19 protein-coding genes are annotated in these 22,764 nt (G+C 63.0%); 5 read left to right on the forward strand and 14 right to left on the reverse strand.

Annotated features, from left to right (window positions below; all coding sequences use genetic code 11):
* Positions 1-11 precede the first annotated feature (11 nt).
* Positions 12-2,762 (forward strand): alpha-ketoglutarate dehydrogenase, encoded by a 2,751-nt coding sequence (gene mdeB, locus KHO30_RS30150; protein WP_211703135.1) that lies wholly within the window; start codon positions 12-14, stop codon positions 2,760-2,762.
* On the opposite strand, the gene KHO30_RS30155 is transcribed toward mdeB, so the two are convergent.
* The 7 genes from KHO30_RS30155 to KHO30_RS30185 form a co-directional block, all read right to left on the reverse strand.
* A complete protein-coding gene (locus KHO30_RS30155) occupies positions 2,763-3,872 on the reverse strand; it encodes a diguanylate cyclase (RefSeq protein WP_280531454.1) in 1,110 nt (369 codons plus the stop codon).
* Positions 3,873-3,943: 71 nt separating this feature from the next.
* On the reverse strand, positions 3,944-4,960 hold the full coding sequence (cheB, locus tag KHO30_RS30160; RefSeq protein WP_211703136.1) for a chemotaxis response regulator protein-glutamate methylesterase: 1,017 nt from the start codon (positions 4,958-4,960) through the stop codon (positions 3,944-3,946).
* A 17-nt stretch (positions 4,961-4,977) separates the two neighbouring features.
* Positions 4,978-7,440 (reverse strand): hybrid sensor histidine kinase/response regulator, encoded by a 2,463-nt coding sequence (locus KHO30_RS30165; protein ID WP_211703137.1) that lies wholly within the window; start codon positions 7,438-7,440, stop codon positions 4,978-4,980.
* Positions 7,437-8,120 carry a chemotaxis protein CheW gene (locus KHO30_RS30170; RefSeq protein WP_093634549.1) on the reverse strand — a complete coding sequence of 228 codons (684 nt, stop codon included), beginning with the start codon at positions 8,118-8,120 and terminating at the stop codon, positions 7,437-7,439. The genes KHO30_RS30165 and KHO30_RS30170 overlap by 4 nt, the downstream gene beginning before the upstream one ends.
* The gene (locus tag KHO30_RS30175) at positions 8,113-9,639 is read right to left on the reverse strand and encodes a CheR family methyltransferase (protein ID WP_211703138.1); all 1,527 of its coding nucleotides are present in this window, start codon (positions 9,637-9,639) and stop codon (positions 8,113-8,115) included. The genes KHO30_RS30170 and KHO30_RS30175 overlap by 8 nt, the downstream gene beginning before the upstream one ends.
* Positions 9,636-10,100 carry a chemotaxis protein CheW gene (locus KHO30_RS30180; protein ID WP_211703139.1) on the reverse strand — a complete coding sequence of 155 codons (465 nt, stop codon included), beginning with the start codon at positions 10,098-10,100 and terminating at the stop codon, positions 9,636-9,638. The genes KHO30_RS30175 and KHO30_RS30180 overlap by 4 nt, the downstream gene beginning before the upstream one ends.
* Before the next feature lie 76 nt (positions 10,101-10,176).
* Positions 10,177-11,844: a methyl-accepting chemotaxis protein gene (locus KHO30_RS30185; protein ID WP_372450146.1), complete on the reverse strand. Its 1,668-nt coding sequence runs from the start codon at positions 11,842-11,844 to the stop codon at positions 10,177-10,179.
* A 227-nt stretch (positions 11,845-12,071) separates the two neighbouring features.
* On the opposite strand from KHO30_RS30185, the gene KHO30_RS30190 reads away from it, so the two are divergent.
* Positions 12,072-12,413, forward strand: coding sequence for an ecotin precursor (locus tag KHO30_RS30190; RefSeq protein WP_200565634.1), 342 nt, complete (start codon positions 12,072-12,074; stop codon positions 12,411-12,413).
* A 97-nt stretch (positions 12,414-12,510) separates the two neighbouring features.
* Here the strand turns inward: KHO30_RS30190 and KHO30_RS30195 are convergent, their stop codons facing one another.
* From KHO30_RS30195 to mnmE, 3 genes are all read right to left on the reverse strand, one after another.
* Positions 12,511-12,672, reverse strand: a complete 162-nt coding sequence (locus tag KHO30_RS30195; RefSeq protein WP_167378375.1) for a hypothetical protein — start codon at positions 12,670-12,672, stop codon at positions 12,511-12,513.
* 290 nt (positions 12,673-12,962) lie between these two features.
* Positions 12,963-14,174, reverse strand: coding sequence for a tyrosine-type recombinase/integrase (locus KHO30_RS30200; RefSeq protein ID WP_211703140.1), 1,212 nt, complete (start codon positions 14,172-14,174; stop codon positions 12,963-12,965).
* Positions 14,175-14,350: 176 nt separating this feature from the next.
* Positions 14,351-15,745 (reverse strand): tRNA uridine-5-carboxymethylaminomethyl(34) synthesis GTPase MnmE, encoded by a 1,395-nt coding sequence (gene mnmE / locus KHO30_RS30205; RefSeq protein ID WP_211703141.1) that lies wholly within the window; start codon positions 15,743-15,745, stop codon positions 14,351-14,353.
* A gap of 349 nt (positions 15,746-16,094) precedes the next feature.
* Between mnmE and KHO30_RS30210 the strand changes: the two genes are divergently transcribed.
* Positions 16,095-16,571 (forward strand): XRE family transcriptional regulator, encoded by a 477-nt coding sequence (locus tag KHO30_RS30210; RefSeq protein ID WP_244864164.1) that lies wholly within the window; start codon positions 16,095-16,097, stop codon positions 16,569-16,571.
* A gap of 101 nt (positions 16,572-16,672) precedes the next feature.
* On the opposite strand, the gene yidC is transcribed toward KHO30_RS30210, so the two are convergent.
* The 4 genes from yidC to rpmH form a co-directional block, all read right to left on the reverse strand.
* Entirely contained in the window at positions 16,673-18,334 is a 1,662-nt protein-coding gene (yidC, locus tag KHO30_RS30215) for a membrane protein insertase YidC (protein ID WP_093634554.1), read from the reverse strand.
* Between the two features lie 30 nt (positions 18,335-18,364).
* A complete protein-coding gene (gene yidD / locus KHO30_RS30220; RefSeq protein WP_007180115.1) occupies positions 18,365-18,595 on the reverse strand; it encodes a membrane protein insertion efficiency factor YidD in 231 nt (76 codons plus the stop codon).
* A gap of 115 nt (positions 18,596-18,710) precedes the next feature.
* Positions 18,711-19,211: a ribonuclease P protein component gene (gene rnpA / locus KHO30_RS30225; RefSeq protein WP_171925254.1), complete on the reverse strand. Its 501-nt coding sequence runs from the start codon at positions 19,209-19,211 to the stop codon at positions 18,711-18,713.
* Positions 19,212-19,225: 14 nt separating this feature from the next.
* Positions 19,226-19,360: a 50S ribosomal protein L34 gene (rpmH, locus tag KHO30_RS30230; protein ID WP_004198824.1), complete on the reverse strand. Its 135-nt coding sequence runs from the start codon at positions 19,358-19,360 to the stop codon at positions 19,226-19,228.
* A gap of 402 nt (positions 19,361-19,762) precedes the next feature.
* Here rpmH and dnaA point away from each other — a divergent pair, with 402 nt between their 5' ends.
* Both dnaA and dnaN read left to right on the forward strand, forming a co-directional pair.
* Entirely contained in the window at positions 19,763-21,400 is a 1,638-nt protein-coding gene (dnaA, locus tag KHO30_RS30235) for a chromosomal replication initiator protein DnaA (RefSeq protein ID WP_244864165.1), read from the forward strand.
* A gap of 219 nt (positions 21,401-21,619) precedes the next feature.
* Positions 21,620-22,723 (forward strand): DNA polymerase III subunit beta, encoded by a 1,104-nt coding sequence (gene dnaN, locus KHO30_RS30240; protein ID WP_054037057.1) that lies wholly within the window; start codon positions 21,620-21,622, stop codon positions 22,721-22,723.
* Positions 22,724-22,764: the final 41 nt, after the last annotated feature.

Consider the following 22,764-nt stretch of genomic DNA (forward strand, 5'->3'; position numbering starts at 1 on the left):
GGAGTGGTGCCATGACGGATTTGTCCAGCGGTAGCACGCAGATGCAGTCTTTGGATCTCCAGCGCGCGGAGCGTGCGGAGCCGGAAGATGCCGATCCGCAGGAAACCGCCGAATGGCTGGAAGCGCTCGATGCCGTGGTCGCTCATGTCGGCCGTGATCGCGCGCAGTTTCTGTTCGACAAGCTCGCGGGGCATGCGCTGTCGCTGGGTGTGGAATCGGCGCGGACCAACGTGACGCCGTACCAGAACACGATTCCGTTCGATCAGCAGCCGCGCTATCCGGGCAATCTCGAACTCGAAGAACGTCTGGCCGGCGCGCTGCGCTGGAATGCGCTGGCGATGGTGGTGCGCGCGAACCAGGCGTATGGCGAACTTGGCGGCCATATCGCGAGCTACGCGTCAGCGGCGGATCTGTTCGAGGTCGGGTTCAATCATTTCTTTCGCGCCGCGGCGCCGGGCGGAGAGGAGGGCACAGGCGACCTCGTGTACTTCCAGCCGCATTCGTCGCCGGGTGTGTATGCGCGGGCTTATCTGGAAGGCTTTCTCTCCGAGGAGCATTTGCAGCACTACCGTCGCGAGATCGGCGGGCCGGGGTTGTGTTCGTATCCGCATCCGTGGTTGATGCCGGACTTCTGGCAGTTCCCCACCGGCTCGATGGGCATCGGTCCGATCAACGCGATCTATCAAGCGCGCTTTATGCGCTATCTCGCCAATCGCGGCCTCGTGCAAACGGAAGGCCGCAAAGTGTGGGGTTTCTTCGGCGACGGTGAGATGGACGAGCCGGAATCGACCGGCGCGCTCTCGATTGCGGCGCGGGAAGGGCTCGATAACCTCGTATTCGTCATCAACTGCAATCTGCAGCGCCTGGACGGGCCGGTGCGCAGCAACGGCCGCATCATCGACGAGCTCGAAGCGCACTTCATCGGCGCCGGCTGGAACGTGATCAAGGTGGTGTGGGGCTCGGACTGGGACGCGCTGTTCTCACGCGACCGCACCGGCGCGTTGCTGCGCGCGTTCGCACACACCGTCGACGGCCAGTTCCAGACCTTCTCTGCCAACGACGGCGCGTACAACCGCGAGCGTTTCTTCGGCCAGAACCCGGAGCTTGCCGCGCTCGCCGCGCAACTGAGCGACGACGACATCGACCGTCTGCGCCGCGGCGGCCACGACGTGCGCAAGCTGCACGCGGCGTATGCGAAGGCGCTCGCGCATCGCGGCCAGCCGACGGTGATTCTCGCGAAGACGATGAAGGGCTTCGGCATGGGCACCACGGGCCAGGGCCGCATGACCACGCATCAGCAGAAGAAACTCGGCTTCGACGACCTCAAGGCGTTTCGCGATCGTTTTCGCCTGCCGCTCACCGATGAGGATGTCGAACAGGTGAAGTTTTACAAGCCAGCGGACGACAGCCCGGAGATGCAATACCTGCACGCTCGCCGGGCTGCCCTGGGAGGCTATCTGCCCAGAAGGCGGAAAGTGGCATCGACGGGGCTGATCGTCCCGCCGATGTCCTCCTGGGGGCAATTCGCGCTGGATTCGAACGGCCGCGAGATGTCCACGACGATGGCGCTGGTCCGCATGTTGACCGCGTTGCTCAAGGACAACGAAGTCGGCCCGCGCGTGGTGCCGATCGTCGCGGATGAAGCACGCACCTTCGGCATGGCGAACATGTTCCGCCAGGTCGGCATCTATTCGCCGCTCGGGCAGTTGTACGAGCCGGAAGACCTCGGCTCGATGCTGTACTACCGCGAGGACACCAAAGGGCAGATTCTCGAAGAGGGGATTTCGGAAGCGGGCGCGGTGTCGTCATGGATTGCGGCGGCGACTTCGTACAGCGTGCATAACCTGCCGATGCTGCCGTTCTACATCTACTACTCGATGTTCGGCTTCCAGCGGATCGGCGATCTGATCTGGGCGGCGGCGGATCAGCGCGCGCGAGGTTTTTTGATCGGCGCGACATCGGGTAAGACGACGCTCGGTGGAGAGGGTTTGCAGCATCAGGACGGCACGAGCCATCTGGCGGCATCGACGATTCCGAATTGCCGCGCGTACGATCCGGCGTTCGCTTACGAGGTTGCCGCGATCGTCGACGAAGGCATGCGCGAGATGGTCGAAGAGCAACGCGACGTGTTCTATTACGTGACGGTGATGAACGAGAACTACGCGCAGCCTTCGGTGCCGGGTGGTGATTTGACGATGCTGCGTGAGGGCATTCTCAAGGGCATCTATCCACTCGGCAGCCATGCGCAGGCGGTAACTTCAGTAGCTCAAGCGCAGGTGCAGTTGCTCGGCGCGGGCGCGATTCTCGGTGAAGTCATCGCGGCGCAGCAGCTGCTCAAGGACGACTGGCAAATTGAAGCCGCGGTGTGGAGCGTGACCAGCTTCACCGAGTTGCAGCGTGACGGGATGACGTCGGAGAGAAATGCGCGCCTTGGCGAACCGACAGAGGCGCCGTACGTCACGAAAGCGCTCGAAGCATCGCACGGCCCGATCATCGCCGCGACCGACTATGTTCGCGCGGTGCCCGAACTGATCCGGGCCTACGTGCCGCGCCGCTATGTGACGCTCGGCACGGACGGCTTCGGCCGCAGCGACACGCGCCAGGCGTTGCGCGAGTTCTTCGAAGTGGACCGCAAGTCGATCGTGATCGCGTCGTTGAAGGCGCTGGTGGACGAAGGCGCAATCGATGCAAGCGTGCTCGCCGAAGCACGCAGCAAGTATCGAAGCGATGCGCCCGTGGGCGCCGCTTCGTGGCAATGCTGATCAGCCGCTCACCGACACCTGATTCTTCCCGTCGCGTTTCGCCCGATACAGTCCGACGTCCGCGGCTTCGATCAACGTCGTCACGGGTTCGGTAGCGGACGGCACGAGGTTCGCCGCGCCGATACTGATCGTCACGACGCCCGCCGCCGATCCCGCATGCGGAATCGCGAGCCCTTCAATTGCGAGGCGGATTTTCTCGGCAAGCAAGTGCAGGCCGCCCGATGATGTTCCCGGCAGCACCACCGCGAACTCTTCGCCGCCAAACCGGGCCGCGAGATCGGGTGAACGTCCCAGACACGACTCGACGGTGTGCGCAACGCGCTTAAGCACTTCGTCGCCGGCAACGTGTCCGTAGGTGTCGTTGTAGGCCTTGAAGTTATCCACATCGATCATCAGAAAGCCGAGGGCTGTCTTGTCGCGCGTGCCGCGACGCCATTCGGCGGCCAGGTACTGATCGAGGTAGCGTCGATTCGACAAACCCGTCAATCCGTCCGAATGCGTGAGTCGCTGCAGTTCCAGATTGGTTGCAAGCAACTGCTGTTGCGACTGGCGCAGGGCTTGATACGCCTCGTCGCGCTGCAACAGGTTCAGATACGAGCGCGAGTGATAGCGAATCCGCGCGATCAACTCGATGCGATCCGGCAGCTTCACCAGGTAGTCATTGGCGCCGGCAGCGAAGGCCGCGCTTTTCACGAGCGGCTCTTCCTTGGTCGACAGCACGATGATCGGAATATCGCGCGTCGCCGGCTTCTGCCGGTATTGCCGCACGAGGGTGAGGCCGTCGGTGCCGGGCATCACGAGGTCCTGCAGGATCACCGTTGCGCGGGTTTCCTCGGCGCAGCGCACCGCCTCTTCGGGCGACGCGCAGTAGTGGAAGTCGACGCTCGTTTCGTCGGCCAGCGCCTGGCGGACCGCCTCGGCGATGATCGCCTGATCGTCGACCAGCAACACCATGATCGGGCACTCTGCCGCGGGCGGATTGCCGAGGATGCGCGCTAACGCGTCATCGATGGCGCTATTGGGTTCGTCCTCCGCGTATGCCTGCGCGTTCGCGTCCTGTTCTGCGAGCTTCGGCGCGGTGGCGGTCTGATGCGGTTTAGGAGTGTCCATATTGGTCAGCCAGAATGAATGTCAGTGAGTCGTAGCGGGCTAATGTGCGGCTAGTGTGCGCCTATCGGGGCTTAACGTGTGCCGACGGCCGCAGCGAGCGCCGCTGCAATGCGGGGCAGAGGCAGGATCGCGGCGGCGGCGTCGAGCGCCGCGGCCGCCTTCGGCATGCCGTACACGGCGCAGGTCGCTTCGTCCTGCGCGATCGTGTGATAGCCCTTGGTGCGCATCGCCTTGAGCCCGATCGCGCCGTCGCGGCCCATGCCGGTCAGCAGCACACCGATCGCCCGCGCCGGCCAGCGCGCCACGACACTATGGAAAAACACGTCGACCGAAGGCCGGTAGGGTGTTTCCGCCGGCACGTTCGTGTAACCGAGTACGTTGGGTAGCTTCAGGTGTAAATGATCGTCGGTGGCGGCGAGCAGCACGACGCCTGCTTGCGGCCGGTCGCCTTCATTGGCGATCCGCACCGGTAACGCCGACTGCTGGTTCAGCCAGTCGGCCATGCCGGCGGCGAAGGCCGCGTCGACGTGCTGGACGATGACGATTGCCGCCGGGAAGTCCTTCGGCAAGGCGGCGAGCAGGGTGGCGAGCGCCGCCGGGCCGCCTGCCGAGGCGCCGATTGCAACCAGCGGCGTGTCGCGGTTAGTCGCGGTTCTTGGCGCCGCCGCAGCTGCTGCGCCAGGCGCATTGCGTTCGGTGACCAGCGCGGCGATGCTGTCGATCTTGGCGATCAGGGTGGCGATGCTTTTGTTCGCGTCAGGGCCGCTCAGCGAGGGCGTATCCACTGCATCGAGCGCGCCCGCGCCCATCGCTTCGTAGACGCGCCACGCATTCGCGCCCACGTCGACGGTGACGATCAAGATCGCGCACGGCGCCTTCGCCATGATGCGGCGCGTGGCTTCGATGCCGTCGACGTTCGGCATCACGAGATCCATCAGCACGATGTCGGGTCGCTGCGCGGTGCAGAAATCGACCGCCTGCTGGCCGTCCTGCGCGACCCATAGCACCTCGTAGTCGTGGCGCGCAGCAAGCGCGCGGCGCAGTGCCTCGACAGCGAGCGGCAGGTCATTGACGATTCCGATTTTCATCCGTTTTACCCGTGGGTTTAACCGTAAGCTTCGCCGATCAGATCACGCACTGCATCGAGCAGTGCTTCGTCGTGGAAACTGCCTTTCGCCAGATAGTAATCCGCGCCCGCGTTCAGACCGGCGCGGCGATCCTCTTCGCGATCCTTGTACGAGACGATCATCACCGGCAGCGACTGAAGTTGCGGATCGCGCTTGATGAGCGTGGCGAGTTCGATGCCGTCCATGCGCGGCATGTCGATGTCGGTAATCACGAGGTCGAAACGCTCGCCGCGCACCGCGTTCCAGCCGTCCATGCCGTCGACAGCGATCGTCACGTCGTAACCGCGTGTCGCCAGCAGCTTGCGTTCGAGCTCGCGTACGGTGAGCGAATCGTCGACCACCAGCACGCGCCGCGTGACGCGCCGGGCGGTGAGGGCAGCGCCGTGCTGCGTGTGTTTCAGATCGCCGCCGGCGACGAGTCTTTCGACTGAGCGCAGCCAGTCATCGACATCCGCGATCAGCACGGGGTCGCCGTTTTCCATCAACGCGCCGGCGGTGATGTTCCTGATCTTGCCGAGGCGCGGGTCGAGCGGCTGCACGACCAGCATGCGCTCGCCGAGAAAGCGATCGACCACCACGCCGTAGGTTTCTCCACCGTCGCCGATCACGATCAGGCTGACGGTATCGCCTTCGTTGGCGGGCGGCGCGGTGTCGAGAATCTGATGCGCGGTGACGACGCCGATGCGGCGGCCGTCGAAGGCGATGTGCTGATGGCCTTCGAGCAATTCGATATCCGCGCGGCTTACGTGCAGTGTGCGGTTCACATGCGCGAGCGGAACGGCGTACGGCTCGCCCGCGACTTCGACGAGCAGGCTGCGAATCACCGAGAGCGTGAGCGGCAACTGCAACTGCACGCGTGTGCCGACGCCGGGTTCGTGTGTGATGCGCACCGTGCCGCGCACGCGCTTGACCACATCGTGTACCGCGTCGAGTCCGACGCCACGGCCCGACACCTCGGTGACCTGATCGCGCAGCGAGAAGCCGGGCAGCAAGAGGAATTCGAGCAGTTCGGTTTCGGACAGACGTGCGGCCGTTTCCGCACTCGCCAGTTTCTTGCGAACGATCGACGTGCGCAGTGCGTCGAGATCGATGCCCGCGCCGTCGTCGGAGACGCTGATGAGCAGGGCGCCGGCCGTGTGACGTGCGTCGAGCGTGAGCGTGCCCTCTTCGGGCTTGCCGCACGCGAGACGGACCTCAGGCGCTTCGATGCCGTGGTCGATCGCGTTGCGCAGCATGTGGCCGAGCGGCGCTTCGAGCAGATCGAGAATGTCGCGGTCGACCTGAGTCGATTCGCCGATCAGTTGCCAGCGCACCTTCTTGCCGAGCGAACGCGCGACGTCGCGCACCATGCGCGCGAGGCCGGTGGTGCCATCGCCGAAGGGGCGCATGCGGCATTGCAGTGCGGCGTCGTAAAGCTGTTGCGATAGATGAGTTGAGCGGCGGTCGAAGCTTTCCAGATCGGCCAGGCGCTCGGCGAGCAGGTGTTGCGATTCTGCTGTGAGGCGGCGCAGTTCTTCGAGCGCGGCGTCCGCGCGCGGGTCGAGCTTCAGATCGGCGAGCGTTTCGTGCAACTGATCCAGCGCGCGTGTGCCGTCACGTTGGACGCGTTTGACGCGCAGCATCGATTGCGCGAAGGGTTTGAGCCAGCGTGATTCGACCAGTGATTCGCCGGATAGTGAGAGCAGCCGGTCGAGGTTGTCGGCGCGTACGCGCAGCATGCGGCCGGGGTCTGTTGCTGGGGCGCTTGATTCGTGCGAGGTGGGTGCAAGGGCGCTTGCAGGAACGGCCGGTGAGGCGCTTGCAGGCGCGGACTGGATTGTAGAGACGAGGGTGGACCCATTTGCAGTCGTGCTGGCCGATGCGGTTGGCGCAGGCGTCGCTTCTGCACGCAGGGCGCTGGCTAGCAGATTGAATGCGGCGTCGGGGTCATGGTCGGCTTCGGCCGATGTGCTTTGCGGTTTGGTCGCTGCGCTGGGTGTAGATGCAGAACTGTCGACACGAGCAGGAGCAGCCGGTGGCACAGCGTCCCTTCGCATTGCCGCCCCATGCGGCACCACACCCACCATCCGCGCTTGCAACGACGCCACACACACGCTGACCGCATCACGCGCGGACTCGTCCTCATCATTGCCGATGCGCGCAACGATATCGACCCCGCGCAACAACTCATCAATCCAGGCCGCATCGAGCAACGCGCGCCCTTCCTGCGCGGCGACGAAGCAATCCTCCATCGCGTGTGCGAGTTCGACACCCACCTGCACGCCGACGATACGCGCCGCACCCTTCAGCGAATGCGCTGCACGCATGCAGGCCTCGAGTGCGGCGGCATCGCTCGGCGCGCGGTCGAGCGTGAGCAGGCCATCGTTGAGCACGCGTGCCTGGGTCCGCGCTTCTTCGCGGAAGAGATCGATCAGCGACGGGCGGCGCGGGTCGTCCGTCATCCGAGACTCCGGTTCAAAGTGTCGAACAATGCGTCGGCGTCGAGCAGGCCGACCGTCATGCCGCGCCACGGAGCCACGGCGCGCGTATGGGCAGCGGCGGCGTGCGAGAGCGTCGCGGGCGGTGGGCAAAAGGTGGAGATCGCGATCCGATGCACGCCGTCGACCTGATCGACGGGAAACACCGCGTGCTCTTCGGCGCGCGAGACCACCAGCAAACGCGGCAGATCGTGACGGGCTTTGTCGTCGCCTGCAGTGGTGTTGGTTTCGAAACCCAGCAGATGCGCGAGCGACAGACAGACCAGCAAGTCGCCCTGCACGTTCACGACGCCCAGCACCGCGCGATGCTGCCGATGCGGCAACGTATGAATCGGCCGCGTCTGCACGATGCGCTTGAAGATCGGCGTGGGCAGCGCGAGCCATTCACCGCCGATACGGAAGATGAGGAACGATTCACTCGCGTCTTGCTGATCATGTCGCTGCAATCGCGCCGGCGTGTCAGGGTCATTCAGCGAGAGATCCACAAGCGGAATCGGACGCTCCAGCAATTTGGCCGCGGCCGCTTCGAACACGGGGCAATTCAGACAGCGCACGTATTCGACCAGCCGCTCGCACGACGAATCGCCGCGCACGCCGATGCGGTTCCAGCAATCGTCGAAGGTCACCGTGCGTTCTTCAACCACGTTGCGCTCCCTGTGCGCGCGACGCGCGGTCCATCAACAGACGCGCGCCGTTGCGATCGCCTTCAAGCTCGAGCAGCGTCGCCAGATGCGCGAGCGCCTCGGCGTGCTGCGGGTCGAGGTAGAGCGCCTTGCGATACTGGCCGCGAGCGAGGTTCGTATCGCCGCTGGCGTCGGCGAGCACACCGAGCAGGTAGAACGCGTCGGCGTGCGGCGCGTGCTGTTCCAGATAGACGTTGATCGCGTTCGCGGCTTCCGTCAGACGGCCCGCGTCAGCCAGCGCGTGCGCTGCTTGCAGCGTGTCGCGTGCGGCGTTGGTCGGCGAGGTGATGGGCGATGACGCAAACTCGTGCGACTGCGACGCGGCTTTGTACGGTTTCGGCGTGGGCTGCGGAATACCGCCTAAAGGCGTGCGCTGTGAAATCTCATTCGACGGCGTGTTCTGAGAAATACCTGTCAATGACGTGCGCTGCGAGACTCCATCCGATGGTACGAGCGGCGACTTTGCATTAAACGGCGTCTGCGCCAAACCGCCATTGAACGGCGTGCGCGCAACCGGATCGGGCCACGCAAAAGGCTCGGCAGAAAACACTTGCAACGGCGCGAGCGCGGGCACCGGCGAATGCGTCATCGCGAGCGCCGCGGCAGTAGCGAGCGGCGCGGTGTGCCAGCTGTTCAACTGCGCTTCAGCAGGCGTAGCGCGATGGAACGCGAACGCCAGCGGAATCTTCGCCGACTGCATGCCATAACGCATCAACAGCCCGGTTTCCGCAGGGCCGACGAACAGCGTGCCGTTTTCAGCCAGCACGCTGTTGAGCGCATGCAGGGCCTTCTGCTGTGCGTCGCGGTCGAAGTAAATCAGCACGTTGCGGCAGAACACGAAGTCGTAGACGCCGAGCGCCGTGGCATCGAGTTGCATCAGGTTCGCGCGCGAAAATCGGACTGCGTCGACGATGCGCGGCGCGAGACGCCAGCCGTCTTCGGTGCGCGTGAAGTGGGCGTCGCGGAACGGGAACGCATTGCCGCGAAACGAGTTGCGGCTGTACACGGCGCGCTGCGCGAGGGCCAGCGAGCGCTCGCTGATATCCATTGCGTCGATGCGCATGTGCGCCGCGTCGATGCCGGCGTCGAGCAGCGTCATGGCGATCGTGTACGGCTCTTCGCCGGTGGAGCAGGGCAGACTCAGAATCCGCAGCGGCAGCGCGGTGCCGCGCTCGTCGAGCCGTTCGTGCGCGAGACGCGCGAGCGCCCTGAACGCGTCGGCGTCGCGATAGAACCACGTTTCCGGCACCACCACCGTTTCGACCAGCGCCTGCACCATCGAGGGCGACGCGTAGGTGGCCTCCCAGTAATCGGCGAGCGTGGCGTCGGCGTGACCGTCCGCGCACCAGGCTGCGGCGCGCTGATCGACCGCGCGCTCGATCGACTGATGACCGAGCGACGCGGCATCGAGCCCGATGGTTCGATGCAGCAAGTCGGCGAAGCGTCGATAGAGCGGCGCGTTGTCGTGATGCGCGTTCATGCGTGCGCCTCGGGAAACAGCAGGGCTTTGACGTCGTCGGGCAACAGATGCTCGACGCGAATCCATTGCACCAGACCGCCTGCTTCGCTTGCCACCGGGCCCAGATAGCGCGCGTTCGGCATGTCGATGCCGGCATCATGAAACGCCTCGACGTCCAGGCGGATGGTGCGCGTGGCGCCTTCGAGCAGCAGCGCGAGCAGGCGCACCGTGCCCGCATGCGGATAGCGCACCAGCACGACGCGTGTCGACATCAACTGCGCGGCGGGACGGCCGAGCGCGAGCGCCGGCAGATCGATCACCGCCCGCGGCGCGCCTTCGTGTTCGAGTACGCCCGCGACCCACGACGGCGCGCCGGGGATCGTCTTCGGCGGCGACTGCGGCGTGAGCGGCATCAGACGCTCCACCTGCGTCGCGTCGATCACGTAGCGTTCGTTATCGAGCGTGAAGAGGATGAAGAGCATCGGCGTGGGCTGGGCTGTAGGAGAGGCATATGGGTGGATCGGCGTCGGCGTGCTTCAGTGAGCCCGCCGCGACGCGTCAGGCCACCACCTTGAAGCGCGATACGCCGGTGCGCAGACTATTGGCGACGTGCGTCAGATCGTCGATGGCCTGGGTCGACTGCCGCAGCGATTCCGCCGTCTGCTGCGCGGCCTCTGAGAGCTGTGTCAGCGCCTGGGTAATCTGCTCGGCGCCGGTGGCTTGCGTCTGCATGCCTTCGTTGACCATCGAGAAGCGCGGCGCGAGTTGCTGCACTTGCTGAATGATCTGCGTGAGATGGCCGCCTACGTTCTGCACGTCGAGCATGCCGCGCCGGACTTCTTCGGAGAACTTGTCCATGCCCATCACGCCCGCAGCCACCGCCGACTGGATCTCCTTAACCATCTGTTCGATGTCGTAGGTCGCGACGGCAGTTTGATCCGCGAGGCGGCGAATCTCGGTTGCCACGACCGCGAAGCCGCGGCCGTACTCGCCGGCCTTCTCTGCTTCGATCGCCGCGTTCAGCGAGAGCAGATTCGTTTGATCCGCGACCTTGGTGATGGTGGCGACGACCTGGTTGATGTTGCTGGCCTTCTCGTTGAGGATCGCGAGCTTCGCGTTGACTGAGCCGGCCGCTTCCATCACGAGGCGCATGGTGTCTTCCATGCGCGCGAGACCGGCGTGGCCGGTGCCGGCGAGCGCGGCTGACTGGCCGGCTACTTCGGAGACTTCGTTCATGGTGCGCAGCAGGTCACGCGAGGTCGCGAAGATTTCGCGCGACGTGGCACCGATCTCGGTGGTGGTCGCCGCGGTTTCGTTCGCGGTGGCTTGCTGTTCACGCGAGGTCGCCGCGATCTCCGTCACCGACGTGGTCACCTGAACCGCCGACTTCTGCGCCTGGCCAACCAGCGCGGTGAGCTCGTCGGTCATGCGGTTAAAGCCCGCTTCCAGCGCGCCGATTTCATCCGCGCGATTCAGTTGCAGACGTTGCGTGAGGTCGCCCGTGCGCATGACGTCGACGACTTGCAGCACCTTCGCCATCGGCGTGGTGACCGCGCGCAGCAGCCAGTAGCCGGCCAGCACGGCGGCGATGGCGGCAACCAGCAGCATGACGAGCAGCACGACACGGGTCGCCTCAACCGAACTACGGATGTTTTCGGCGGCTTTGTCGGCGTCGGCCTTGTTGTTCTCGACCAGCTTGCGCGCCGAGACACGGCCCGCTTCCCAGATCGGCGTGAGTTGCGTGTTGAAGAGGTGCGCGGCGTTCTCTTTCGAACTCGGCAAGACGTTCAACAGGGATGCCTGGATCGGCAGGTACTGTGCGTGTTGCTGGCGAAAGTCGTTGAAGAACTCGCGATCGTTGTCGCGGAAGATGGTCGCGCCATAGTCGCCGAGGAGCTTCTGAAGCGTTTGCTCGGTGTCCTGCAAAGCTGCGGTGTCGCGCTTGACGGACTCAGGGTCCGTATCAACGTAAATGAGACGCTGCGTGACGGTGTAGTTCTCGAACCAGGCCGCGCGCATCGCGGTCGCGTAGTAGAGGCCGGGCATCGAGTCTTCCTGCTGACTCTTCGCGTCGCGATCGATTCCGCTGAGCTGCTCGAAAGTGACGATTGCCATTGCCAGCATCACGATCAGCACGATCCCGAAGCTGCACAGAATCCGTTGCCGGATGGTCCATTGTTTCACGCGCACGCCCCTTAACTTTTTTGCTTGGGCTCGACGCCCGATGTCGACTTGTGGGTCTCGGGGTCGAAGGATCGGAAAGCTTTGCAGACGTCGGATTTGTCCGACGGGTCATGCGGCGAATTTTACATTGATCGTGGGAATGGATGGCGGTCAACGAGGCGGTTGCCCAGCCACGCGTTACACCCGTAATGGCCGGTTACCAACTGCAGCATCTATTTCTGCGCGCGCCATACACAATCTGTTCCATGCCTGAACGGCGGGAGAGAAACATGAAAAAGATTGCGGTGGCGTTGTTGATGGTGGGGAGCCTGAGCGTGGCGGGTCAAGCGTCGGCGCACGGCAATGGCGGCGATGTGGTCGGTGCGCTGATCGGCGGCGCCGTGCTGGGCGCGGTGGTGACGTCCGTGTTGAATCCGGCGCCTATGGTCGCTTACCAGCAGCCGGTCTATGCGCAACCGGTGTATGCGCAGCCGGTGTATCAGCCGGCGCCTGTGTACGCGGGGCCGCCGCCGGGATACTGCTATGACCAGTACCAGCGTGCGTATGTCGCGTGCGGTGCGCCGCCGCCCGCACAGTATGGGTATCCGCAACAGCCTCAACAGGGCTGGTAAAGGACGTGAGCAGACACGCGCAGCTTTGATGCTCGCGCGTTAGAGAGAAAAAGGCCGTCGCAGGGTGCGACGGCCTTTTCTTGTTGGGTATCTCTGCTCAGTGCTTGTGATGCAACCACTCCGCATAATGCGTATCGAGCCAGCGTTCGAGGCGCTCCGGCTTCGTCTTTTCGTGATAGTGGGACGCGGCCCAGATCGCCACGCCGACCACCAGCATCACCAGGGGTCCCAACAAATAAGCCATTAACGGTTCAGACATGGGAGCCTCCGTCCCGATGTGCATCGATGTTTTAGTTTAGTCGATGAACGGCGAGAAAAAAGGTCGCTTTAAACGGTTGGCTGTCGGCGCGGCGGGATTGACGTGATTGGGCTTGTGGGGCGTGGTGTGGGAGGATTGAGAACCTAGTGAGGGAGGTGGTTTTCTTTTTCTGGGTGGGCATTTGCGTCTTGCCCTTCTTTCTCTGTGTACCAAAAGTGTGCTGTTGGCCACGGGCGAGGAGGGTTGCGGCGGGTGGCTGACGCCCGCGGCGTTTACAGCGCCGGACGCATTTAGCTTGTCACGCCTTGTCGGTTGCTCTCGATCTGGGCGTCGACAAAATCTGCCCATAGTTGCAACGTCCGACGCCGTTCTGCGGCGTGTTCAGCGGGATGGCCTCCGTCCGGGGCGTCTTTGACGGCATGCGCCAGTGCATTCTCTATCACGTCCGCAGACTGCCCCATCTCGCGCAAGTGGGTCGCGGCGGTGCGTCGAAAGTCATGTAGGACGAAATGCTCGACGTCGAGCCCGAGCGATTTGACGGCTTGATTGAGCGTGCTCTTCGCGATCGGCCGGTCGTCGCCCCTGACGCTCGGGAATACGAAATTCCGGCTGGTTTTCGTGTCCTGAAGCTCGCGCAGCAGGGCGACCGCCTGATGCGAGAGATGCACCACGTGCTTGCGGTCCTTATTCATGCGCTCAGCCGGGATCGTCCATCGTGCTGCGTCGAGGTTGAATTCGGACCAGGCCGCTTCGACGAGGTCCGATTTCCGTACCATCGTCAGCACCAGCAGGTGCAAAGCCAATTTCAGCGGGCGTCGAATGTTCGATGCGTAGATCGCCCGGAGCGTGGCGCCGATTTCGTCCGGATCGAGTACGCGGGTACGGCTGTCCGGCGTTGCGATGAAGCGTGCCGGGATGAGTTCTGCCGGATTGGTCGTAGCGAGTTGCCGGGCGATCAGGTATTCGTAGAGCCGCTTGACGGCGTTGCGCGTGTGCAATGCCATTTTGGGCGAGCCGCGGCTTTTGATCTGGTCGCAGATCGCGCGGATGTCGTCGTCCGTCACGGCTTTGATCGGTTTGGCGCCGATGGCGGGCAGGACGTCCTTTTCGAGCGCGCGCCGCGTGGTGCGCTGATATTCCGCCGACTTGCCGGCCATCTCCGTCGCGAGATAGAGCTCGGCGCCTTCGCGCAGTACCTCTGCTTTGCTTTCTGCGCCGCGGTCGCGACGCGCTGTGGCCGCTGGCGAGACGCCGCTCGCGACCATCTCCGCGTACTTCTGCGCCTTGGCGCGCGCGACCCGCAGCGAAATCATCCGGTAATCGCCGATCGTGACGAGCGGTTGACGCTTGCCGTTCAGTGAATAGCGGAAGCGCCAGACCTTGGTGCCCGTCGTCATGATTTCGATGACGAGGCCGTTGCCGTCTGCGACGCAATATCGGGTGGCGCGCGGTTCGAGCGCGCGGATCTGCGTTTCGGTGAGGGGGGCGGCTAGTTTTGGCATAGCGGATCGTTTGATGCACGGACAGCCGGGATTTTAAACCGGTTGTCTTTTGTGTACCAAAGAAATGTGGGGATTTGGGTCAACACAAGGTATTTGACGCCTGTCCTGATGGCTACTCGGAAAGGACTTGTCAGGCATGACAGGTAAGCCTTTTGTCCGAAATCTGCCGACCCGTCTTACTTGCCGATACAAAACCGGCTGAAAATCACTCCGAGCAGGTCATCCGAGCTAAATTCACCGGTGATCGAGTTCAGTTGATCCTGCGCGAGACGCAGTTCTTCGGCGAACAGATCGAGCGCTTGGGAATTCTGATCGGCGTGCGCCGCAGCGGTCGCCAGATGCTCCTGGGCCGCGCGCAGCGCAATCAGATGCCGCTCACGCGCGAGGTAGACGCTCTCCGCGCCCGCCTGCCAGCCGGCGATGCGCAGCAATTCCTCACGCAGCAGCGCAACGCCATCGCCCCGTTTCGCCGACAGCCCGACTTCGCTGAGTTCGAGATCCGCGTCGAGCGGTGTCACCGACGGCGCGAGCCCCGTCAGGTCCGTCTTGTTCAGCACGCGCACCACCGGCACGCCGCTCGGAAAACGCGCAGCGATCGTTTCGTCTTCGGCGGTCATGCCGGTGCGTGCATCGAGCAGATGCAGCACGACGTCCGCGCGTTCGATCTCGCTCCACGTGCGCGCGATGCCGATCTTTTCCACTTCGTCTTCGGTATCGCGCAGACCGGCTGTATCTATCACATGCAGCGGAATGCCTTCGATCTGGATGGTCTGCGCGACCTTGTCGCGCGTCGTGCCGGCGATCGGCGTGACGATAGCCAACTCTGCGCCGGCCAGCGCGTTCAGCAGCGACGACTTGCCAACGTTCGGCTGCCCCGCCAGCACCACCGACAAACCCTCGCGCAGCAACGCGCCCTGGCGTGCCTCGCTCAGCACGTGCACGAGGCGCTCGCGAATCCGCGTGAGCTTGCCGCGGGCGTCGGCGGCTTCGAGAAAGTCGATTTCTTCTTCCGGGAAATCGAGCGTCGCTTCGACCAGCATCCGCAGCGTGATGACCTCTTCGACCAACGCGTGGATGTCGCGCGAAAACGCGCCGTCGAGCGAGCGGCCCGCCGAGCGCGCGGCGGCTTCGGTGCTGGCCTCGATCAGATCGGCGACGGCTTCCGCTTGCGCCAGATCCAGCTTGTCGTTGAGAAACGCGCGTCGCGTGAATTCGCCCGGCTCAGCCAGACGCAGACCGAACCCACGACCGGCGTCGATGCACCGCTGCAGCACCAGTTGCAGCACGACCGGACCGCCATGACCCTGCAACTCGAGCACGTGTTCGCCGGTGTAGGAGTGCGGCGCGGGAAAGTACAGGGCGATGCCGCGATCGAGCGCGCTGCCGGTGTCATCGAGGAACGGCACATAGCTCGCGTGACGCGGCGCGAGTGCCTGGCCAGTGAGCGCTTGCATCAACGGCTGCGCGGCGGCTTCCCCGGCGCGGCCGAACGAAATCCGCACGACCCCGATTCCACCTCGGCCGGGTGCGGTGGCAATGGCGACGATCGGATCGGAATCGGTGGCGAGCATGGGAACGAGGCTGTCAGAAGGGATTGAATGCGCATGAGTAAGCGCCGGGCATTGTAACGCGGGGGCACCCACCGGCTGTGGACTCGGGCCCGATTCCTAAGGCGGCATGAGCCGCATAAGACAAATAAGGATTTATCTCACACAAGCTAAGATAGCTTAAGACGCATTTGCGACTCGCTGACGTATCAAAGTGCCTAAAACGCACGCTGCACAAGGAAAAGACAGAATTCTATAAAATCGTGAAACGCGTTATTAGGTGCCGATTTCAGGCTAAAAATAGCTTATTTAAGCAATAAAATTGCGCGTTTGGTTGTCCACTGATAATGCGCCGAATTGCACAATCGGGCCCATGCCGACCTCCAAAGAAAAAGCAGCTTTCGCCAAACGGCTGAAAGACTCACTCCCCAAAGACATTAAGGGTGGGACCGATTTAGCCAGGGAATTCAATCTGCTTTATAGCAGTGGCCCTGCCGTCTCACCACAAACCGCGCACAAATGGCTCGCGGGTACGACGATTCCGAAGCGCGACAAGTTGCAGGTTCTAGCGACGTGGCTGCAGAAGGACGTCCACTGGCTGCACTACGGACCGACGCCCTCCGGCAAGGCTAAGCCGCTTGCTCGTGGCGAGAAGTATCCGATGACGCCGGAAACGATCGAGCTGGTCACGAAGATGGCTAACCGCTTCGTGGGTTTGTCGCCGAGGCAGCGCAATCTGGTGGAAGAACTGATGACGGAGTTCGACGGTGGCACGCAACAGGAAACCGATGCCGCGCCTGAAGACGCATCGACAACGACATCGAAAGATAAGGGCCAATCGGCCGAGTGATAAAAAAAGCCGCCCGGCGCAAACCGGGCGGCTTTTTTACAGCTAACTTCTGCCTATCAGTCAGCGGGCGCTACCACCACCCGCCTCAAGCAAGACATCAATCAAGCCGCTTTCGTCTTCGCCTGCCCCATCATCCGCGTGATGTAGTACTGCTGGGCGATCGACAGCACGTTATTCACCACGTAATACAGCACCAGACCGGCCGGGAAGAAGAAGAACATGACCGAGAACGCGATCGGCATGAACATCATCATCTTGGCTTGAACCGGGTCCGGCGGCGTCGGGTTCAGCTTGGTCTGCAGGAACATCGAGACGGCCATCAGCACCGGCAGGATGAAGAACGGATCCTGCTGCGACAGATCGTGAATCCAGAGAATCCACGGCGCGCCGCGCATTTCAACCGACGACAGCAGCACCCAGTACAGCGAGATGAACACCGGAATCTGAATCACGACCGGCAGACAGCCGCCGAACGGATTGACCTTCTCGGTCTTGTACAGCTCCATCAGCGCCGAGTTCATCTTCTGCGGATCGCCCTTGAAGCGTTCGCGCAGGGCTTGCATACGCGGCGTGATCGCCTTCATGCGCGCCATCGACTTGTAGCTCGCGGCCGACAGCGGGAAGAACACGGCCTTGATCAGCAGCGTGAGCAGCACGATCGACCAGCCCCAGTTGCCGACATAGCTGTGGATCTTCTCGAGCAGCCAGAACAGCGGCTTCGCGATGATCGTGACCCAGCCGTAGTCCTTCACCAGTTCCAGACCCGGGGCGATGCCTTCGAGCATGCGCTCTTCTTCCGGACCGGCGAACAGGCGCGCGGACACGTCAACTGATTGACCCGGGGCGATGGTCGCCACCGGTTGCTTCACGCCAACGCGATACAGCGTCGGATCGATCTTCTCGACATAGATGTCGCGCTTCGCACCTTGCTGCGGAATCCACGCCGACGCGAAGTAATGCTGCACCATCGCGATCCAGCCGTTGTCGGCCGAATTGACGAAGTCTTCCTTGTTCTTGTCGATGTCGCTGAACGTCATCTTCTGGAAGTGGTGCTGGTCGGTGTAGACAGCCGGTCCGATGAACGTGTGCGAGAAGCGCGGCGTTTCCACCGGCGTATCGTCGCGCACCAGTTCCATATAGACCGACGGCGTGACCGGCGCGGTCCCGACGTTCTCGATCTTCGTGTCAACGCCGATCACATAGCTGCCGCGCGTGAACGTGTAGGTCTTAATGACCTTCACGCCACCCTTGACCGGCGACTCGAGGCTGAGCTGGAACGACTTGGCGTCGCCCGTCAGATCGTGCGGCTGGTTCGGCACCGGCGTGAAGACGTCGGTGTGGTTCGGGAAATCGCCGCCGAGCAGACCGGTGCGCGCCAGATACGTATGGTTCGCGGTACGGTCGAACAGCGTGATGACCAGATCGGGTTGCTTGCCGTCGCCTTGCTTGACGAGCGACAGCTTCGACAGCGTGCCGCCGCGGGTGTCGATCTCGCCGTTATAGACGTCGGTGCTGAAGCTGATCAGCTGGCCCTGAGCCGCGGCAGCCGGCGCAGTGCCCGGCGCAGCAGCAGTGGTGGCCGGCAGATCGGCGGATTGGGTTCCCGGCGTCGTGGTTCCCGGTGCGGCGCTACCGACGGTCTTGGTCGGGTTGGCGCTCGGGAAGAACATCGACGGGCGTCCGTGGTCGCGTTGCCAGTTGTCGAACAGCATGACCGCTGACATGAAAAAGATGACCCATAGGACGGTGCGTTTGATATCCATGCGTTGTCTCAGTGTCGATGGAACGGCGCGTCAGCGCTTTTCAGAAGTGGGAGGCGGGACGAGATCGATGCCGCCCGCGGAAAACGGGTGGCAGCGGCAAATACGCCTGGCGGCGAGATAAGTCCCGCGCGCGGCGCCATGATACTGGATTGCTTCGCGCGCGTAATCAGAGCAGGAAGGGTAAAAACGGCACCGGTTGCCGAGCATGGGGCTGACGGCAACCTTGTAGAAACGCAATAAAGCGATGAGTACCGTTTGCATGACTGGTGCGGCCTAACGGCGCCGCGCAACGTGGAGTACCGGGCGACGCCCGCGCAGCCTGGCTGCCCAACCTACTTTGGCGGCCTGTACTGCAAAGCGGGCGGTCACTTGAGCGTCATTCCGTCTTGGGCGCTTCCGCGGGCGGCGCCTCGCGACGGACAATTTCGCGCGCTGCTTTATCGAGCAGCGTCTCTATTTCGCTGCGGCACAGCGCCCTCAACGGCGGCGACGAGGCGCTCGGCAAAGCTTTCTTGTCGAAGCGCGTGTGCAGACGCAACAGCACATCCCAACCGCCGAATTCCGCGCGACGCAGCCGGAAGGCTTCACGCGCGAGCCGACGTACCAGATTACGCGTGGCCGCGCGCGGCGCATACTTCTTGCCGATCACGAGACCTAAGCGAGCGTCGTTACCGGTGGGCCGGCCGTACACCACGAAGTGCGCGGTGCGGCGCCACGGGCGCAAACGAAAAACGGATGAAAATTCATCCGTTTTCAGTAGCCTTGCGGCTTTGGGGAAGGCGGCTTGCGCTCGCAACGGAATCGAGCCCAGTTGCGGCGCCCCAGCCGCTCCCGCTTCACCGCGGGCTTCGCCTGTAGGCACAGACAGAGCGCGCAATCCGCTCGCCAACCTTAGATGGCGAGGCGCTTGCGGCCCTTCGCGCGACGTGCGTTGATGACCTTGCGGCCACCTGCGGTCTTCATGCGAACGCGGAAGCCGTGGGTGCGCTTGCGACGGGTAACGGAAGGTTGGTAAGTACGTTTCATGTTGCTCTCACTTGATCGACTGATCGAAAATTAACCGCACGATCATCGCTGAAGCGGCAATGGCCGGAGGTTTACAGAATTGGTTTTCGCGGAACCCGCTATTTAAACCGGTTTTCTTTTGGCCGTCAATAGTTTAGCCTGCTTCGGCCTGACCCCAAGAGGAGTTCGCCAGATGATCCGTCCCTGTGGATAACTCCCTTTCGCCGACGATTTGGCGTTAGAATCTCGCCTTACTTCCCAAAAATTCTGCACGCCGCTCCGGCTCGCTTGCCCCGCAAACCCTTGTGGCACAAGCGCCTGGAGCCATTACGCCTGGTTCGGCCTGACTGCTCAGGGCCTTGTTGCGTATGCGCGACAGGGGCAGCGGCGAACCGCCGTGCACATCATAACGACAGCAACTCGATGAACGATTTCTGGCAACACTGTTCCGCATTGCTGGAGCGCGAGCTAACGCCCCAGCAGTACGTGACGTGGATCAAACCGTTGGCCCCGGTCGCCTTCGACGCCGCTGCGAACACGCTCAGCATCGCTGCGCCGAACCGCTTCAAGCTCGACTGGGTCAAGAGCCAGTTCTCCGGCCGCATCGCGGATATGGCCCGCGATTTCTGGCACGCTCCGGTCGACGTGCAATTTGTGCTGGACCCGAAAGCAGGCATGCGCGCCCCCGCGGCGACGTCGTCGCCGGCTCCGTCGCGTCCATCTTCGGCGTCTGGTGCAATGGGCGGCGGCCATTCGTCGGGTGCAAACGGCGGTGGGGCCGCCGTGGACGCAGCCGTCGGCGCCGTACAAGCGTCGCAAGCCGCGCGCGCCAATGGCGCGAACAGCGCGATGGCGACCCTCAACGCGAATGCACGCGCCGCGGCTGACCACAACGCGAACGCACGCGCGGTCGCTGAAGATGCCGCCGACCTCGATCTCCCGAGCCTCGATGCGAACGAAGCCGCGGCCGCCCGCCGCACGTGGCGCCCGGGCCAAAGCGCGAGCTCGAACGGCAACGGCGACAACGACTCGATGTACGAGCGTTCGAAGCTCAACCCCGTGCTGACCTTCGACAACTTCGTGACCGGTAAGGCCAACCAGTTGGCGCGGGCCGCTGCGATTCAGGTTGCGGACAACCCCGGCATCTCGTACAACCCGCTGTTTCTGTACGGCGGCGTGGGCTTGGGCAAGACCCACCTGATCCACGCGATCGGCAACCAGCTTCTAATGGACAAAGCCGGCGCGCGGATTCGCTACATCCACGCGGAACAGTATGTGTCCGACGTGGTGAAGGCCTACCAGCGCAAGGCGTTCGACGACTTCAAGCGCTACTACCACTCGCTCGACCTGCTGCTGATCGACGATATTCAATTTTTCTCAGGCAAGTCGCGCACACAAGAGGAATTCTTCTACGCGTTCGAGGCGCTGGTCGCGAACAAGGCGCAGGTGATCATCACCAGCGACACGTATCCGAAGGAAATCTCCGGCATCGACGACCGCCTGATCTCGCGCTTCGACTCCGGCCTGACGGTGGCGATCGAGCCGCCCGAGCTGGAAATGCGCGTCGCGATTCTGATGCGCAAGGCGCAATCGGAGTTCGTGAGCCTGAATGAAGACGTCGCGTTCTTCGTCGCCAAGCATCTGCGCTCGAACGTCCGTGAACTGGAAGGCGCGCTGCGCAAGATCCTCGCGTATTCGAAGTTCCACGGCCGCGAAATCACGATTGAAGTGACGAAAGAAGCGCTGAAAGACCTGCTGACGGTACAAAACCGGCAGATTTCGGTGGAAAACATCCAGAAGACCACGGCTGACTTCTACAGCATCAAGGTCGCGGATATGTATTCGAAGAAGCGTCCTGCGAACATTGCCCGGCCGCGGCAGATCGCGATGTATCTGGCGAAGGAGCTGACGCAGAAAAGTTTGCCGGAAATCGGCGAGCTGTTTGGCGGGCGCGACCACACCACGGTGCTCCACGCGGTGCGCAAGATCGCCGCCGAGCGTGGCACGGACGCGCAGCTGAACCACGAACTGCACGTGCTGGAGCAAACGCTGAAAGGTTAAGCAGGTCGGGCGGGAAATTCGACCTGTTTATTTCCAAACTCGCCCCCATTTTAGTGGAGCGGTTCCGTTTTCAGGCACAATACAGGTTTAACCGCCCGGCGGCCGCGGGCGGAATTCACGCCGTGACAGGCGCTGCGTGGCGCCGGCGGGGAGCCGCGGTTGCGCGCTGTAAGGCTGGCAAGTCAGGCGCGCAGGCCGTTATATCAACGAAGGAACTCTATGCAACTGGTCAAGACCGAACGCGATAACCTCCTCAGGCCGCTGCAAACCGTGAGCGGCATCGTCGAACGCCGCCATACGTTGCCGATCCTCGCCAATTTGCTGATTACCAAGAACGGCCCTGAAGTGTCGTTCCTGTCGACCGACCTCGAGTTGCAGATCACCACGCGTGCCGATTTTGGCGTGGGCGGCGATTCGGTCGCGACCACGGTGGCAGCAAGAAAGCTCCTCGACATTCTGCGCGCCATGCCCGACGGGCAGGTCACGCTCACGTTGAACGACAAGCGTTTGACCGTGCAATCCGGCAAGAGCCGCTTTGCGCTGCAAACCCTGGCGGCCGACGAGTTCCCGACCGTCGCTCAGGCTAAAGACTACGGCGCGAACCTGGTGGTTCCCCAGAAAACGTTCCGCCAGTTGCTCGGCATGGTCCATTTTTCGATGGCCCAGCAGGACATCCGCTACTACCTGAACGGCATGCTGCTGGTGGTGGACGGTGACCAGCTGATGGCGGTCGCAACCGACGGCCACCGCCTCGCGTTCTCGTCGATGAAGATCGAAGGCTCGTTCGCGCGTCAGGAAGTGATCATTCCGCGCAAGACGATTCTTGAACTGCAGCGTCTGCTGGAAGACATCGACGACACGCTGAAGATCGACATCGCGCCGACGCAGGTGAAGTTCACGTTCGGCCAGGTCGAACTGGTGTCGAAGCTGGTGGAAGGCAAATTCCCCGACTTCCAGCGCGTGATTCCGAAGTCGCACAAGAATCAGTTCGTGATCGGCCGTGAAGAACTGCAGCGCTCGCTGCAACGCGCCGCGATTCTGACGTCGGACAAATTCAAGGGCGTGCGCTGCATCATCGAGCCGGGCCAGTTGAAGATCATGTCGACCAACGCCGATCAGGAAGAGGCGCAGGAAGAACTGGAAATCGCGTACGACGGCGACAGCGTCGATATCGGGTTCAACGTCACGTATCTGCTCGACGTGCTCGCGAACCTGAAGGTCGACATGTTGCAAGTGAGCCTTGGCGACGCCAGCTCCAGCGCGTTGATCACGATTCCCGAGAACGACGAATTCAAATACGTCGTGATGCCGATGCGCATCTAACGCGTCCAAAACCAAAGAACACACCAAGGGGCGCAGCGCCC

The sequence above is a fragment of the Paraburkholderia aspalathi genome (genome assembly GCF_905220735.1).
Lineage (GTDB): Bacteria > Pseudomonadota > Gammaproteobacteria > Burkholderiales > Burkholderiaceae > Paraburkholderia > Paraburkholderia aspalathi.